Annotated in this window: 18 protein-coding genes and 1 rRNA gene; 6 read left to right on the plus strand and 13 right to left on the minus strand. The window is 41.2% G+C overall.

The genetic code is table 11. The features are described 5' to 3' along the window. Positions 1-234: 234 nt before the first annotated feature. A 5S ribosomal RNA gene (rrf, locus tag OQ279_RS03880) occupies positions 235-343 on the plus strand. 238 nt (positions 344-581) lie between these two features. Here rrf and OQ279_RS03885 read toward each other — a convergent pair. The 5 genes from OQ279_RS03885 to OQ279_RS03905 form a co-directional block, all read right to left on the minus strand. Next, positions 582-1,535, minus strand: coding sequence for an ISAon1 family transposase (locus OQ279_RS03885; RefSeq protein WP_442476009.1), 954 nt, complete (start codon positions 1,533-1,535; stop codon positions 582-584). 19 nt (positions 1,536-1,554) lie between these two features. Next, positions 1,555-1,911, minus strand: coding sequence for an ISAon1 family transposase N-terminal region protein (locus OQ279_RS03890; RefSeq protein ID WP_266068495.1), 357 nt, complete (start codon positions 1,909-1,911; stop codon positions 1,555-1,557). Positions 1,912-2,498: 587 nt separating this feature from the next. Continuing rightward, positions 2,499-2,927 carry a DUF4268 domain-containing protein gene (locus OQ279_RS03895; RefSeq protein ID WP_266068496.1) on the minus strand — a complete coding sequence of 143 codons (429 nt, stop codon included), beginning with the start codon at positions 2,925-2,927 and terminating at the stop codon, positions 2,499-2,501. A 3-nt stretch (positions 2,928-2,930) separates the two neighbouring features. Continuing rightward, on the minus strand, positions 2,931-3,599 hold the full coding sequence (locus OQ279_RS03900) for a ZIP family metal transporter (RefSeq protein ID WP_266068497.1): 669 nt from the start codon (positions 3,597-3,599) through the stop codon (positions 2,931-2,933). After that, the gene (locus OQ279_RS03905; RefSeq protein WP_266068498.1) at positions 3,599-4,330 is read right to left on the minus strand and encodes a class I SAM-dependent methyltransferase; all 732 of its coding nucleotides are present in this window, start codon (positions 4,328-4,330) and stop codon (positions 3,599-3,601) included. Before OQ279_RS03905 ends, OQ279_RS03900 begins: the two co-directional genes overlap by 1 nt. 45 nt (positions 4,331-4,375) lie before the next feature. On the opposite strand from OQ279_RS03905, the gene OQ279_RS03910 reads away from it, so the two are divergent. After that, positions 4,376-5,536 carry a THUMP domain-containing class I SAM-dependent RNA methyltransferase gene (locus OQ279_RS03910; RefSeq protein WP_266068499.1) on the plus strand — a complete coding sequence of 387 codons (1,161 nt, stop codon included), beginning with the start codon at positions 4,376-4,378 and terminating at the stop codon, positions 5,534-5,536. Between the two features lies 1 nt (position 5,537). Here the strand turns inward: OQ279_RS03910 and OQ279_RS03915 are convergent, their stop codons facing one another. The 3 genes from OQ279_RS03915 to rlmD are packed head-to-tail and all read right to left on the minus strand — an operon-like array spanning position 5,538 to position 8,096. Continuing rightward, entirely contained in the window at positions 5,538-6,233 is a 696-nt protein-coding gene (locus OQ279_RS03915; RefSeq protein WP_266068501.1) for a DUF6048 family protein, read from the minus strand. Beyond that, positions 6,199-6,687 carry a DUF6452 family protein gene (locus OQ279_RS03920; protein WP_266068503.1) on the minus strand — a complete coding sequence of 163 codons (489 nt, stop codon included), beginning with the start codon at positions 6,685-6,687 and terminating at the stop codon, positions 6,199-6,201. Before OQ279_RS03920 ends, OQ279_RS03915 begins: the two co-directional genes overlap by 35 nt. After that, positions 6,684-8,096 carry a 23S rRNA (uracil(1939)-C(5))-methyltransferase RlmD gene (gene rlmD / locus OQ279_RS03925; RefSeq protein ID WP_266068505.1) on the minus strand — a complete coding sequence of 471 codons (1,413 nt, stop codon included), beginning with the start codon at positions 8,094-8,096 and terminating at the stop codon, positions 6,684-6,686. The genes OQ279_RS03920 and rlmD overlap by 4 nt, the downstream gene beginning before the upstream one ends. Before the next feature lie 177 nt (positions 8,097-8,273). On the opposite strand from rlmD, the gene rocD reads away from it, so the two are divergent. Continuing rightward, positions 8,274-9,518, plus strand: coding sequence for an ornithine--oxo-acid transaminase (gene rocD / locus OQ279_RS03930; protein ID WP_266068506.1), 1,245 nt, complete (start codon positions 8,274-8,276; stop codon positions 9,516-9,518). A 122-nt stretch (positions 9,519-9,640) separates the two neighbouring features. On the opposite strand, the gene OQ279_RS03935 is transcribed toward rocD, so the two are convergent. From OQ279_RS03935 to OQ279_RS03945, 3 genes are read right to left on the minus strand one after another with little or no spacing between them, the layout of a single operon-like run. Next, positions 9,641-9,967, minus strand: coding sequence for a CCC motif membrane protein (locus OQ279_RS03935; protein WP_266068507.1), 327 nt, complete (start codon positions 9,965-9,967; stop codon positions 9,641-9,643). A gap of 12 nt (positions 9,968-9,979) precedes the next feature. Next, positions 9,980-10,264 carry a DUF2752 domain-containing protein gene (locus OQ279_RS03940; protein ID WP_266068508.1) on the minus strand — a complete coding sequence of 95 codons (285 nt, stop codon included), beginning with the start codon at positions 10,262-10,264 and terminating at the stop codon, positions 9,980-9,982. 5 nt (positions 10,265-10,269) lie between these two features. Continuing rightward, the gene (locus tag OQ279_RS03945; protein WP_266068509.1) at positions 10,270-12,105 is read right to left on the minus strand and encodes a DUF8693 domain-containing protein; all 1,836 of its coding nucleotides are present in this window, start codon (positions 12,103-12,105) and stop codon (positions 10,270-10,272) included. A gap of 76 nt (positions 12,106-12,181) precedes the next feature. On the opposite strand from OQ279_RS03945, the gene OQ279_RS03950 reads away from it, so the two are divergent. Both OQ279_RS03950 and OQ279_RS03955 read left to right on the plus strand, forming a co-directional pair. Then, the gene (locus OQ279_RS03950) at positions 12,182-12,400 is read left to right on the plus strand and encodes a hypothetical protein (RefSeq protein ID WP_266068511.1); all 219 of its coding nucleotides are present in this window, start codon (positions 12,182-12,184) and stop codon (positions 12,398-12,400) included. A 2-nt stretch (positions 12,401-12,402) separates the two neighbouring features. Further along, the gene (locus OQ279_RS03955; protein WP_266068650.1) at positions 12,403-12,951 is read left to right on the plus strand and encodes a DUF8465 domain-containing protein; all 549 of its coding nucleotides are present in this window, start codon (positions 12,403-12,405) and stop codon (positions 12,949-12,951) included. Here the strand turns inward: OQ279_RS03955 and OQ279_RS03960 are convergent. Continuing rightward, positions 12,945-13,898, minus strand: a complete 954-nt coding sequence (locus OQ279_RS03960; protein ID WP_266068513.1) for a lipoprotein — start codon at positions 13,896-13,898, stop codon at positions 12,945-12,947. The genes OQ279_RS03955 and OQ279_RS03960 overlap by 7 nt on opposite strands. Before the next feature lie 87 nt (positions 13,899-13,985). Here OQ279_RS03960 and OQ279_RS03965 point away from each other — a divergent pair, with 87 nt between their 5' ends. Further along, a complete protein-coding gene (locus OQ279_RS03965) occupies positions 13,986-15,134 on the plus strand; it encodes a cysteine desulfurase family protein (protein WP_266068514.1) in 1,149 nt (382 codons plus the stop codon). Between the two features lie 76 nt (positions 15,135-15,210). Here the strand turns inward: OQ279_RS03965 and OQ279_RS03970 are convergent, their stop codons facing one another. Next, positions 15,211-15,360: a hypothetical protein gene (locus tag OQ279_RS03970; RefSeq protein ID WP_266068515.1), complete on the minus strand. Its 150-nt coding sequence runs from the start codon at positions 15,358-15,360 to the stop codon at positions 15,211-15,213. Positions 15,361-15,379: the final 19 nt, after the last annotated feature.

Below are 15,379 nucleotides of genomic sequence, written 5' to 3' on the forward strand. Positions count from 1 at the left end.
AGGTCACAGGTGTAAAGGCAGTAATGTCATAGCCGAGTGATACTAATAATCCGTATAGCTTAGTGCGCTTCCCGGCCTGCAAGGGCCGGGGAGGATAACCTGAAGCTTAATATACTGCTCAAAGTGTTTTCTTATATTATTATTTTCCAACTATGTCAAAGTTATTAGGTATGATATCTAGTAAGTAATCATGGCTACTGCCAACTGATCACTGAACACTGCATACTAACGATTTAAGGTGGTTATAGCAACGGGGCTCACCTCTTCCCATTCCGAACAGAGAAGTTAAGCCCGTTAGCGCAGATGGTACTGCTATTTGTGGGAGAGTATGTCGCCGCCTTTCTTTTAAACCCTTCATCATTTATTTGATGAAGGGTTTTTTTATGCCCTAAAATTAGCAAGGCCTGTAGCCACGCTTCTTCAGAGTGGAGGGAGGATCAAGAACAAAAGTTAGAGATTAAGCAGGAGGGGGATTGCAGTACAAAAGCTTAATCTGGAACCAAATCTCAGCACCCCTCCCTTCCAGGGAGGGGCAATCTGCCGCAGGTGGATGGGGAGGGATCAAGAACAAAAGTTGTGGACTAGCTAAATAATGTAGTTAATCTGTACAGGAAAAATTCTACATTTTTCACCCCTCTAAATTGACTTCTAAAAGCTTTAATTTTTGCATTGAATGATTCTGCTGAAGCATTTGTGCTTCTATTTCTAAAGTAGTTTAAGATCGATCTGTAGTTGAGACTTATTGTTGTGGCAACGGTGTTAAATGATTTAAATCCGGATTCTTCTACTTCTTTATACCAATGGGCTAATCTTGTATATCCTGCTTCAATAGATTTTGTCTGGTTAAATACATTTCTAAGGCTATTGACAAGTGCATAGGCTTTATCAATGTCTGTATATTCATGGAACAAGATTTTAGCTCTTTTAGATTGACTTTCTGTCCATTTCGATGGAGCTTTGTATAGCAGATATCTACTCCTGGCCAATAACTGTTTCCTGGTATCTCCATTGGTAAAGGTCTCTGGAGTATAACTTTGGCCTTTTAATTTTCTCTTCTGTATCTGCTCGTTTTCATAATCAATTGCTTCCCATCGATGCTTGATCCGGAGGTTCTGAAGGGCTTCAATAGCCAGCTTCTGGACGTGGAATCGATCTGTGACTTTTATTGCTTTTGGAAAACATTTCTGCACGATAAGCTTCATGGAATGAGCCATATCTAAGCTTATCTCCTTCACTTTATTGCGTTGATAAGAAGGGATCTTTAGTAATTGCTCAATGATAGCTTCAGCTTTAGTACCGGCAATAATAGCTACAAGTGCTCCTTTTTTACCTTTAGCCTTCTTATTGGTGATGATCGTGTAGAGCTCTCCTTTGGATAGAGCAGTCTCATCAATGGAGAGGTAAGGTCCCATATTCTCTGGAAAGATAAGCCACTTTCTGGCGTGCTTCTTTTCTTTCCACTGCTTAAAATCACTCAGAAAGTCTTTGTACTGGCGCTGCAGTTTCTTTCCATTGACACTGTAGAAACTTCCAATAGTATGGCAGTCAGAAGCCTTAGTATCGACTAATTTCTTTTAAAAAAGCAGCGAACTCGTTGGTCATACGTGTTCCCTGTGCTACTAAGTTCCAGTCTCTTTGCACTACCTGTCCGGTATCTTTATCCAACCATCGACGGCGTTTCACATGAAGATAAACGGTGTTTCCCCGGAGCGGAAAGTCTTGAATAGTAATTTCTTTGTGGAAACCTTTAGATACTAAAATCTTTGAAGAATGTTCGTCAGGAGGGATATTGCGTTCTTCAAAATAAAGATGAAGTACTTCTTTTTCTTTTCTACTCTTTTCTAAGTCAAAATTCTCCACCAAGAATTGTGGAAGTACAAGCTTAATCAGGTCCAGGTAATTATTATCCACCTACAGTAATTTTTCTGCAAAGATCGAGATTTACTCCAATTCCTCCACAACATTTAGGAATGATCCCTAACCACTCCTCAGAGAGGAGGGGGATTGCAGTAGAAAAGCTTAATCTGGAACCAAATCTCAGCACCCCTCCCTTCCAGGGAGGGGCAATCCGCCGCAGGCGGATGGGGAGGGTCTTCTTTTCTCAAAATTTCTTCAGGAAACATAAACGAAGAATTTACCCCGCTGGCGCGGATTTGTAATCCGTGCTCTGTCACCCAACAAGCATCCCGGTCCCCATGCACCACCCCGTCTCCGTCTCCCGGCGGATCCACCCCTCCTCAGCTGAGGAGGGGAACATTTAAGCGAGAAGCTTCTGTAGAAAACGACTTTCAGCACCCCTACCTTCTAGGGAGGGGCAATCTGCCTGTGGCGGATGGGAAGGGTCTCGCTTCCGAAATGTGGCTGGCGCGGATTTGTAATCCGTGCCGGGTTAACCAAAACAACTTCCTGGAAATATTCACGGCCTGCAGCCACCCCAACAAAGAGAGGAGGGTAGAGTTTGTAAAAAATACTATTTCGGAAACCGTTGGCGCGGATTTCTACTGTTCAATAAAATCCCTGTACTCCAGGAAAAAGCGCTCCATGGCATCCATGTTTTTATCGAGCCATAACTGAACCTTTGACCAGTCTTTTTTATTGTGGATATCAACACCGGGTAGAGTGACGTAGATGCGGGAAATTATTTTCCCATCGTCCAGCTGATAAGATTTGTCAAAAACTGCTTCAGGTAAAAACTCATCTTTAAGAATCACCTTCAGGCTTTCGAATTTCTCAAAATAGTAAAGTCGCATGATCTCATCATTAGCATCGAGATCTATAGAAACTTCAGCAGTATCGCGGGTAAAAGTGAATTTTAAAGAGAGGTCTTTAATTCTGGTGTTGTATAAAAGCCACTTTCGGACGTAATTTTTTCCGAAGCTGGTCCAGAATTCCTGGCGAATCTTTTTACTTTCAGCACGACTGTACATGTTCTAGAGAAAATAAGCCAATAAAATTCCGGAAATGACCACAGCTAGTTTTGTAGCATTAAAACTATGGTTTTTTGAGGCTTCAAATAGTATGGTTGTAGAAACGTGAAGAAAAATCCCTATGACCATTGCATTGATGTAAGCTGAATATTCTTCAGAGATAATAAAATTTGCATGCATCCAGCTGCCCAGTGGCGTCATTAATCCGAAGACCGCAAGAAAAAGAAAGGCTTTGTATTTTGCTATTTTTGAATGGAATAAAAAAGCAGCCAGTATTGCGGCGACTGGGATCTTATGGATCACTACCCCATGAAGTAAATCGCTGCTTTGATTTAATGGAAAACCTTCAAGAAGGGCGTGAAGTGATAGACTCAGGAGCAGGAGATAAGGAAATTTTACCGAATTACCGCTGTGGTGCATGTGCCCATGTTCTACACCTTTAGAGAGAAATTCCAGGAAAATCTGTAAGAGGAGCCCGGCCATGATGAACAATCCAACCTTATCAAATCCGGAGCTGTAGACTTCGGGTAGCATTTCGAATACTGTTACCGAAAGGAGAAAAGCACCGCTAAAAGAAAGTAATAGCTGAAAGCCGGTGGAGGAGGACGGTTTTAAGAATAGAGATATTAAATACCCTATTACCACCGCTATTAATGGCAGTATATACAGCATTATTTAAATACAAGTATTAATCGGTCAGATTTAATTTTATCGTATGGCTGTAGGTTGTAGTTCCCAAACGTGTGAACCAGTTCAATTCCTGCTTTTTCAAAGTAGTAAAGAAAATTTTCCAAAGTAAAAGCTTTCACCTTTTCTGAATAGGCATATTCTTCTCCTTCGTCTTCAAATTCTATATCTTTAACTATATATCCGTTTTCAACCTTTCTGGTAATATTAAAAGTAATTCCCTGCACTGTTTTTACTTCAGAAGGCACGAGGTTATCGATCACTTTAACCACGTTCATAAAATCAATGACTCCCCAGCCACCTTCTTTGATCTCCTTTTTTATAGATAAAATACTCTCCCGGTTTTCTTTTTCATCTTCAAAATAGCCAAGGCTGGTGAAAAGATTAAAAACAGCATCATATTGTTCGTCCATTGGCTTGCACATGCAGTGGGTATGAAAGTGCAAATTTTCATTTTCAAACTGTTTGGCGTACGCAATGCTGTTAACAGAGAGATCTACACCAGTAACATCAAACCCTAGCTTGTTGAGATAAACAGAATGTCTTCCTTTACCGCAGGCCAGGTCAAGTATACTTGCCCCTTGAGGAAGTTTTAAAAAGGTAATGAGGTTCTGCATGAACTGCTGTGCTTCTTCATCACCCCGATTCTTATATAAAATATGGTAGTATGGAGTGTCAAACCACGAAGAAAACCATCTATTTGCTGCTAATTCCATATCCTGCAAAATTAGTGTATTTTTGTCTCTCACAGAAAATAACAAATGGGAAATAATTATCAAATGGTTGCCAAAACACTTTTTGGTTTTGAACCATTACTTGCCAAAGAATTGAGAAACCTGGGAGCTATAGATGTACGGGAAGGAGTACGTTCTGTTTCATTCTATGGGGACAAAGGTTTCATGTATAAAGCCAACCTTTCCCTGCGCACCGCCATAAAAGTGCTGAAACCAATTGCGACCTTCAGGGTTTTTTCTGAAGATGACCTTTACAATGAGGTTAACAAAATTGCGTGGGAAAAATACATGGATTCAAATCAGACTCTGGCAATTGATGCTACTGTACATTCTGATAAATTCACTCATTCTAAATATGTAGCTCTTAAATCAAAAGATGCTATTGTTGATAGATTCAGGGACAGGACCGGAGAACGCCCCGGGATTGACCTTGATTTCCCTTCCTTGCGCATCAACATTCACATTGAGAAAGAGTATTGTACAGTTTCACTCGATAGTTCGGGACAATCGTTGCACAAACGTGGCTATAAATCGTCTACCAATATTGCACCCATAAATGAAGTTTTAGCAGCGGGGATGCTCTTACATTCAGGCTGGGATGGGCAGTGTGACTTTATTGATCCCATGTGTGGTAGTGGTACTATTCTTATAGAGGCTGCCATGATTGCCTGTAATATTCCTCCCAATTTGAATAGAAAGGAATTTGGCTTTGAAAAGTGGAAAGATTGGGATGAAGATCTTTTTGAAAAAATTCAGGAGTCGGTACTAAAGAAAATGCGGGATTTTCATTTCACCATCAAAGGCTACGACAAGGCACCATCTGCAGTTCATAAAGCCAAAGATAATGTTGACAATGCTAATCTTGCGGAATTCATTGCGGTAGAACACGAAGATTTTTTCAAGACTGAAAAGCAAACAGAAAGACATTTGCATATGGTGTTTAATCCGCCTTATGGAGAACGTCTTAGTATAGATATGCCTGTATTCTACAAATCTATTGGTGACACGCTTAAGCAGAGTTATCCTGGCACCCATGCCTGGTTTATAACTTCTAATCTTGAAGCTATTAAACATGTAGGTTTAAGGCCTTCCCGAAAAATCAAATTATTTAATGGAGCCCTTGAATCAAAGCTGCTTAAATACGAGATCTACGAAGGATCCAAAAAAGCTAAAAAACAAGAAAATTAGGCTACTGCCTGTAGAGAGGGATCAAATAAGAAATGGAGTAGCCGTAACCAACGCCAAGGCTACTCCCATCATAGGTTCTGTTAAATCCGGGGATGTAGAGATTGTCAAAATTCCCCGGTTTAGTCTCATTGATCTTTTTCTTGAGCTCTACATGCACCCCAAGATAAAGGTTGTTCAAAACTTCCACTTTTGTGCCTAATTTTACTTCAAGCCATCCTGCAGTAAGATTATTGAATTCACGGCCTTCAGCTCTTATATCTGGTTCAAAATAAGGGTTCCGGTCGTATATGGAGTATTCCTCCAGTTCGGTGGAAAATGAGGCGAAACCATAACGCAATCCGATGTAAATTAGGTTTTGCATCCCGGTCCAGTTATGGTAGAAATTGTAATCTCCCCCAAGTTTAACGTAGCTTCCTTTTGCAGAAGCCGTCACATTTGGCTGCGAGATCACGTTCTGTTCATTTCCAATTTCTCCCGCCAGGTAAATGTTTTCATACAACCGGTAATCGGCTTTGACCTCCAGGCCCTGATAATCCTCTTCAATAAGCATCTTGATGGGCTTAGACAGGTCGATCCCCACACGCAGCCCATATTTTTCACGTACATCAACAGTGTCTGTTACCGCTTGCTGGGCAAAGACTGCTGAAGAATGAAACCAAAAACTAGTGAGTAAAATAAATATGAGCCTCTGTTTCATTTTCAACGCTTTCTTGTATAATAGTTTCTGAAAGTATCCAGTTATTCTCATCTTCATGAATTGCAACATCAAGGCTGTTGTAATTTACTTTATAACCACAGGCGCGATTGAGATATTCAAGGTCTGGAGAATAAGTAAAAGTTACTGTATCTGCATTTTCTTCCTCGCTGCCAGAATTGATAGTGAAAATATATTCTGTGAAGTTTTCATCGGTTCTAAGTGGCAGGCTAACAGTATTTACAGTGGTTGGCCCCATCAAAATTTCTTCCTTACCACTGGCGCGAACCATTAGGTTTGGTACTGCTTTTAAACGTGTAGGGTCAAGCGGATCATAAAATTCAATTACCAGTAGCGAAGTGGTCTCAGTTCCTTCAGGACAAATATCGTCTCGCTGGCACCCAAGGGTGAGGAAAATAAAACCTGCTAAAAAAAGCCATTTTTGGAACCTGTTCATTGTCTTCGTTCTAAACAAACAACATTTTCTACGTGAAACGTTTGTGGAAACATGTCAACCGCCTGTGTTCTTGTTACCTTGTAGTGCTCGTCGAGCAGCGCAAGATCTCTTGCCTGGGTTGCCGAATTACAACTAACATACACAATTCTTTGTGGCAAGATACCAATTATTTGCGCAACCACATCCTTGTGCATTCCATCTCGTGGAGGATCGGTAATGAGAACATCGGGTTCTCCATGAGTTTTCACAAATTCACTGGTAAACACCTTTTTCATGTCTCCAACGTAAAATTCGGTATTTGTGATGTTGTTGTTTCTGGCATTTTGTTTGGCGTCTTCAATAGCTTCGGGTACTGCTTCTACGCCTATAACCTTTTTAGCTTTGGCAGCCACAAATTGGGCAATTGTTCCGGTACCGGTGTACAGGTCGTAAACCACTTCATCTCCGGTTAGACCTGCAAAGTCGCGCGTAATTTTATACAGTTCGTAAGCCTGTGCCGAGTTGGTTTGATAAAAAGATTTTGCATTGATCTTAAACTTCAGGCCTTCCATTTCTTCAAAAATGTGGTCCTGGCCTTTGTAACAAACTACTTCCTGATCATAAATGGTGTCATTACCTTTTGAATTGATCACATACTGAAGGCTTGTTATCTCCGGAAATTCTTCAGCAACAAAATTCAGAAGTAATTCCCGTTGTGCTTTATTGTCTTCAAAGAACTGAAGCAGCACCATGATCTCTCCCGTAGAAGAAGTTCTTATCATCAACGTGCGCAGCATTCCTTTTTGATCTCTTGTATTGAAAAAAGGAATATTATTTTTAATGGCAAATTGTTTTATGCCATTCCTGATTCCATTGCTGGGTGCCTGCTGAAGGTGGCACTCCTTAATATCCAGGATCTTGTCCCACATTCCCGGAATGTGAAAACCAAGTGCATTTCGGTCTTGAATATCTTTGCCGCTCTGAATTTCTTCCTGTGTTAGCCAGCGGCTGTCACTAAAAGAGAACTCCATCTTATTGCGGTAAAAATAAATTTCCTTACTTCCCAGAATAGGAGTGACTTCGGGCAATTCAATTTTGCCAAGTCGGGTAAGGTTATTTGTTACTTCTTTTTGCTTGTAAAACAATTGGTGTTCATAGCCCATGAACTGCCACTTGCAGCCCCCGCAAACGCTAAAATGTATGCAGGGTGGCTCTACCCGTTTATCTGAAAATTCATGTATTTTGGTTGCTGTACCCTCGTAAAAAGCGCGTTTCTTTTTAGTAGTCTGCACATCTACCACGTCACCGGGCACTGCATTTCCAATAAATATCACTTTGCCATCGGGGGCTTTGGCTATACTTTTCCCTTTTGCCCCGGCATCAATGACTTCGAGGTTTTTAAATTCTTTGTTTTTGTTCTTTCTCGCCATGTGGCAAAAATAGGATAAATGCCAAGAATTATTGGGCGCAGGCCTTAAAAAATCAGGAAACATTTAGTAATTTGCGACTTCTGAATTCAGGATGATTTCTCTCCTCAAAATACCGTATTTGCTGGTATTTCCGGAAAGTAGGAATTGCTTATTTAGTAATTGAAAACAAAAATGAAAATGAAGATTTCAGAAAAAATTTCTTCCCAGGAGGCTATTCAACTTGAAGATAAATATGGGGCTCATAATTATCACCCGCTTCCGGTTGTGCTTGAAAAAGGAGAAGGTGTTCACGTTTGGGATGTTGAAGGTAAGAAATATTACGATTTCCTTTCGGCTTATTCCGCAGTAAACCAGGGGCATTGTCACCCAAGAATTGTGGGAGCCATGACAGAACAGGCTCAAAAACTAACCCTTACCTCAAGGGCCTTCCATAATGACATTTTAGGAAGGTATGAGAAGTATGCAACAGAATATTTTGGTTTTGACAAGCTGTTGCCAATGAATACCGGTGCCGAGGCGGTTGAGACTGCAATAAAAATTGCACGAAAATGGGCATATGAGAAAAAAGGAGTAGAGGAGACTGAAGCTCAAATCATTGTTTGTGAGAATAACTTCCACGGAAGAACTACCACGATCATTTCTTTTTCTAATGATGAAGGTGCCCGAAAGAATTTTGGCCCCTACACCCCGGGATTTGTCAAAATACCATACAACGATACTGAAGCTCTTGAAGAAGCTTTAAAAAATAACAGTAACATTGCCGGATTCCTTGTAGAACCAATTCAGGGAGAAGCCGGGGTATACGTACCTTCTGAAGGTTACCTGGCTCGGGCTAAAGAATTGTGCGAGCAACATAATGTGCTTTTTATTGCTGATGAAGTGCAAACGGGAATTGCACGTACCGGGAAACTTTTGGCAGTAGAGCATGAGAACGTTAAGCCTGATGTATTGATCCTCGGAAAAGCCATTTCTGGCGGGGTATATCCAGTTTCGGCAGTACTAGCCAATGACGAGGTTATGAACGTTATTAAACCGGGACAACACGGTTCCACTTTTGGCGGAAATCCCGTAGCCTGTGCCGTAGCAATGGCTGCCCTTGATGTGATTAAAGATGAAAATCTTGCTGAAAATGCTGAAAAACTCGGGAACCTTTTCCGAAGAAAACTGGATGATTATATTAGAAAGTCCAACATTGTAAACCTGGTGAGAGGTAAAGGTCTACTAAATGCCATTGTGATCAATGATTCTGAAGATAGCTCTACAGCCTGGGATATTTGCATGAAACTGAAGGAAAACGGACTTCTGGCTAAACCAACTCACGGCAATATCATACGATTTGCACCACCGTTGGTGATGAACGAAGAACAACTTATGGATTGTGTAGGTATTATAACTAAAACACTTCAGGAATTCGAAAAGTAATTTAGGAAGTGAATAAAAAAGGAGGGCGAAAAATGACATTTTTCGCCCTCCTTTTTTTTCAAAGTTCAAAGTTCCAGGTTCAGGTTTCTGAACACTGAGCACCGAATATTGATCACTTAAAACTACTGGTTTTGGTAAACTTCCATAGATTCCATGACCATTTCCTGCATCCCATCCCATCCGTAGATAGCCACAAGTACAATATTTAGAAGCAGGTACAGTCCCGAAAGTATAACTCCTATAATAGCAAGAATTCTTCCGGTTTTTACATTGTTATAACCTTCGTAAATATCCGGTTGAGCCATGTAGGTTTGTTTAGCAGTCTTTGCCAATACCAGGGCTACAATCCCAAAGATAAGGCCGAGGATCCCATAGCAGCAGCAAGTTACGATAGAAAGGATTCCGAAAACCAGGATAAGTGTTGAATTTGGTAAAGTTTGTTTTTCCATAATTATTATTGGTTAGTTGATCAAAAAACTCATTTTATAAATATAAGCACCTATTATCACGGCGGCACTCACTACAATAAGGCCGGCTTTAATATACCAGTCACCTTTAAACTTGTAGAATAAGTTGGTGACAAGAAAAAGTAACAGGATGAGGATAGGGTAAATTGCGGGAAACATCTTAAAAGCAGCGCTAAATTCTCCCTGAAGTACCAGTACCAGTGCCCGCTGTGCACCGCAACCCAGGCAATCTATGCCAAACAACTGTTTGTTCAAACAAGGGAGCATGAATTCTTCCATATAGGTCAATGGTTATAAACTGATATTTTTTTAACGGTTTTGCGATTATTCATATCAATTACCTTTACAATATAAACGCCGTTTCCCCACGGCCGGGTTGAAATCTCTACAGACCTTCGGTTGTCAAAGTTACTGCGGTACCACATTTTTTTCCCCTGCAGGTCAAAAATTTCTACAGCCTTTATCGGGAAAAGATCGTTGCTTATTATTTGCAGTGCTCCCAGGCGGTTATTTTGATGAATGCTGAATTTTAAATACGCCTCTTCCTCAAAAATCACCTGTGGCAGGTCTTCTTTAGCTACTTTTTCAGCAAAAGCAAGCTTGTAACGCCCGTGATAAATTCCCGGTTGCAGCTCTAAAGTTAAGGGTTCTTTTTTAATAGAAAAATATTCATCTGTAAGAGTATCTAGAATAAAAAGTTCATGAATTGCGGCATTTTCAATAATTCCCTGTGAAAATGTCATTTTTTGATGCCCGGTTTCAACTTTTACAAACAGCGGGATTTCTTCAGAAATATCAAAAGGGCGTACATCAATTATATAGCTTTCTTCACCCTGGAGCCAGCCCACATCGGTAGGCGCAAGTTCAAAAGCCCCGGCATCCATACCTGCGTCTATTTTTGGTGTTGCAGCGGGCCAAAAGGCCAGGCTCAGGCTTCTTTCGTAAAGGTCGTTCACAGTAACCTTAAGTTGTACCCGGGCAAGGCTGTTCTTTTCAGAAGTGTGTTGGTGATCTTTCTTAACTGCTTCGGGTGCCGGGGTATTTGTTCCCAATGCATTTTTTGATGGTGTTCTGTGAGAATTTTTAAAAGTGATGTTGCCTGCCTGGGCACCCTTTACCATAAAGCCCTGGCTTACAGGCAGGAATTTCTTTTGAGAAGGTTTGCCTGTGCTGCCGTCTTCCACATTTTTTACCGTTTTGAAAACCGGCGGTTCATAAATTCCGTCAGTGCAGGGATCTACCGGACTAAAAACTCCGTAGCCGCCCATATAATCTTCGAGATTATGTGAGGAACCATTCTCTTTAGAATCCCAAAAGTAGGCGACACCGGTAGTAATATTTTGGCGTTGGATGCTTCCGTAGCAATTTGTGCTCAAAGTGCCGCTGCCAGAATTTTCGAGCAGGAAAAGACTCAGGTTGAAAGTTGATGGGTATGGATTACCTACCAGCACAAAAGCATCTGGCGTTACCGGGATGTCTAAAGTGCCGGAGACCGGTTTTCCACGAAAGTCGTACCGCTGTGAATTTCCCGGGTTATTTGCTCTTCCGTTAACAACCACCAAATCTTTTCCCTCTGTGCCCTTCATGGTAAAACCATAACCGGGCGGGATTACCGTGTTGCCGCCAACAAATTTCCAGCTGGAGTACCCGTTGCCCTGGTAGGTGTAGATCCAGCGGGTAGAGATAGCGAGCGGGTTTGCGGTGCCGTTTGGGACAGTGGTGAGTTGGGGTTGCCGGCTTACAATGGTTGAAACGGGAACCTGTAAAAGTGAGATGCCAAAAAGGCCATTTTCGGGAGATATTATGGGAGAACTCCAGTAATTATAGTCGTAAGCATTGGTGGTTCCTTCAGCAAAAACTGAGATGCTCCCGGTTCCGGAATTTTCTTTGTTTTGTTGCTCTCCCTGTAGTAATTCGGCATTATCTCGCAGGTATAGTGAAGCTTCATTTACTGCGGAAGGGTTTTTAACTAACCTGATATCATTTTCAATAAACAGGAAAGATTTTTCTACATAAACGTAATTTCTGTTTTGTCCATTGCCTGAAGGAGCGATGTTCAACTGGCCGAAAATTGGGTGAAAAGCAAATAAAAATGCCGTAACCAGTAGAAATCTTCTCATTTTCCCGAAATTTGTAGCTTTGACGATTCAAGTTACTACTCTTTTTTGATTTTAATCAACTGGCAAACAAATAATTATGAAAAAGCCTTCTTCTCAGTTTATCAATTCCGCGGTCATAATAATAGGTGGCGTGCTTCTCATTTTTGAAATTTCGGGAGAAGAGAGAAATGTATATGTGATGATTATTGGGCTGGTGATGTTGATGTTTGGGCTATATAGAGCTACCAATTATTGGGTTGAGACTAAAGACGACCATAAAAAAGATGAAGAAGGTGAAAATAATAATTCTCTTTAGTGATGCTGAAACCGGGAGATAAAGTAGCTGTACTTGACGAAGATTTGGAAGGTAGGGTTCTTTCAATTACCGGCGCTGATGTGGACATAGAAACTTCTGAAGGTTTTCTATTGTCTTTTAATGTTCGGGATTTAGTTAAAGTTGAAGATGTATTACCCGATATGCTTCCTCCAGAAGTTGAAAGTTTTTCAGAAGTCATCAGGGAAAAAGAATCTTCAAAAAAGCGTAGATCTTCAAGAGTGAAACCAAAAGAGCGAAATCAGCCGCCCATGGAGGTTGACCTTCACATTGGCAAACTCGTGCCTAAGACCGGCGGACTCTCAAATTATGAAATCCTCAACATTCAAATGGATACTGCCCGGCGGCAACTCGAATTTGCCATAAGTAAACGCATCCAAAAAATTGTATTTATTCATGGAGTAGGAGAGGGCGTATTAAGAGCTGAACTCGAAACCCTCTTTCACAGGTATGATAACATCAAATTTTATGATGCCGATTATCAAAAGTATGGGCTGGGAGCTACCGAAGTTTATATTTTTCAGAATTACTGATCTTCTCCTTCCTCTTCGCCGTTCTCATCTTCACCGTTTGTAGGCTGAATTGTGATATTTTGTGAAGGTGAGGTGATTACGCCCAATTCATAGTTCTCAAGGCGAATTTGTTCCCCGTCTCCTCCCTGGTTAACCAGTGTCAGGTTATTAACAGTAAGGAGGTATCTATAGCTTCTTGAAATAGTATTTTCTCTCGAACCTTCAACTTCAAAAGAATCTATGATATCAGGGTTTAAATAATAAGGCAGCCCATCCTCATCCTGGTCATCGGCGGGATTCAAATTTAGGTTCCAGTCTTCATTCCTGGTAGGTACACCGTCGTTATCATCATCGGCATCGAGATAGTCATGGATCCCGTCATTGTCGGAATCTGGATAGGAGTTCACTGAATTTTCAGCTTCTACCTGTCTTTCAATTCGGGTAAGGATGTTATCCCCATCATCATCAATATCGAGGTAATTGGGAATTCCGTCTCCGTCGGTATCTAAATTAGAATCCATTCCTTCACTGGCTGAAGGTATACCATCTCCATCATGATCGGTCGCATTGGCAATAGTAGAAGTGATGATGACCTCACCTCCCGTGGTACTTTTAAATTCCCGCACCACTTTTGGGGAAACGGGCGGAATTTCATTACAAAAATAGCTGCCGGTTACTTCCCCGTCAAAAACCCGATACACAATTTCATTAGTGGTGCCGTTCAAAGCAATGCTGAGGCGGCCTTCTTCCGAAAGGAAAAGCTTTTCGGTTTCAGTATCGAGGTTAAAACGAAACGCAATTGCCTCATTTACATCGGTATTGTTGATTTTATACAATACCTGTGACTGGTTATCTCCACACCAGCTAAGGTCGGGGTCTTCAAAATTAAAATCGGTCACAATAATTTCCCCGTCATTGCATGCGGTAAGCAGCGCGGCTGCAAAAAATAAACTAAACACTTTTTTCATAAGACGGGTTTTCGGCAAAATTAAAAGTAATATATAATTTAACCGAGACAAGCTTAAATTATTTTAAATCTGTTATTTTTGTAGACCATGAAAAAAGTCTACTTTGATAATGCCGCAACTACGCAGATTCGCGAAGAAGTGGTAGAGCGAATGGCCCAGGTAATGCGTGATGTATATGGAAATCCTTCCTCAACTCACACCTTTGGCCGCAGTGCAAAAACTCTAATAGAACAGGCTCGCAAAACAGTGGCAAAGATCCTCAATGTTGCGGCCTCAGAAATTATTTTCACCTCGGGCGGTACAGAAGCCGATAATCTTATTCTCAATTCGGCCGTTCGGGACCTGGGCGTAAAGCGCATCATTACTTCAAAAATTGAACACCATGCCGTGCTTCATACCATTGATAAGCTTCACGATGTTTTTGGGACCGAAATTATTTACGTGAACCTTGATGACTGCGGAAGAGTTGATCTAAAGCACCTGGAAGAAATCCTGAAATCTTCAGATGAAAAGACCCTGGTGAGCCTAATGCATGTGAATAATGAAGTAGGTAATTTACTGGACATTGCAAAAGTAGGGGAGTTATGTAGTGCTCACAATGCTTTGTTTCATTCAGATACCGTGCAGTCCATTGGGCATTACGAACTTGACCTTTCTCAGGTGAAAGTTGACTTTACCGCTGTAAGTGCCCATAAATTCCACGGACCCAAAGGTGTTGGTTTTGCTTATATCCGAAAAAACAGCGGTTTGCAGCCACTTATTTTTGGAGGCGAGCAGGAGCGGGGATTTCGCGCCGGGACCGAAGCCGTCCATAATATTGTAGGGCTGGAGGAAGCATTGAAGTTAGCTTACCAAAATTTACACGAAGAGAGGGAATATATCACCTCTCTAAAAAGGCATTTTACAGACCTCTTAAAAAAGGAAATTCCCGGAGTAAAATTCAACGGCGACTGCGGTGACTTTGAGAATAGTACTTATACGCTTATCAACGTATGCCTGCCCATGTCTCAGGAAAAAGCGCTAATGCTGTTGTTCCAGCTGGACCTTCACGGGATTGCGTGCTCTAAAGGTAGTGCCTGCCAAAGCGGAAGCGATAAGGGAAGCCACGTGCTAAACGCCTTTTTGCCTGCCGAAGATCTGAAAAAGCCTTCTTTGCGGTTTTCTTTTTCCAGGTACAATACTAAAGAAGACATTGAATACGTGGTAAATGTGCTGAAAGAATTCCTGGAAAAATAGGAAGAGAATATTTATCCAACTTTCATTTTTAGGGTTTCATATAGGGCCGACAATTCGGAAATTATCGACACTAGCCCTAATTTTTGAGACTTTTCGCTTCAGAAATAACATTTACAACTCTTCTTTTTAGCAGGATTAAATTCGCACTGATATTAGTTGCGCTAAAATTTCCTGCTGAAAGTTGTGCTACTTCTGGGGGATAATTATTTGCACCTGATTCTTCCATTCACTTTCACAACTTTGGA

Origin of the sequence: Salinimicrobium profundisediminis (assembly GCF_026241755.1) — a bacterium.
GTDB classification, from domain to species: Bacteria; Bacteroidota; Bacteroidia; order Flavobacteriales; family Flavobacteriaceae; genus Salinimicrobium; species Salinimicrobium profundisediminis.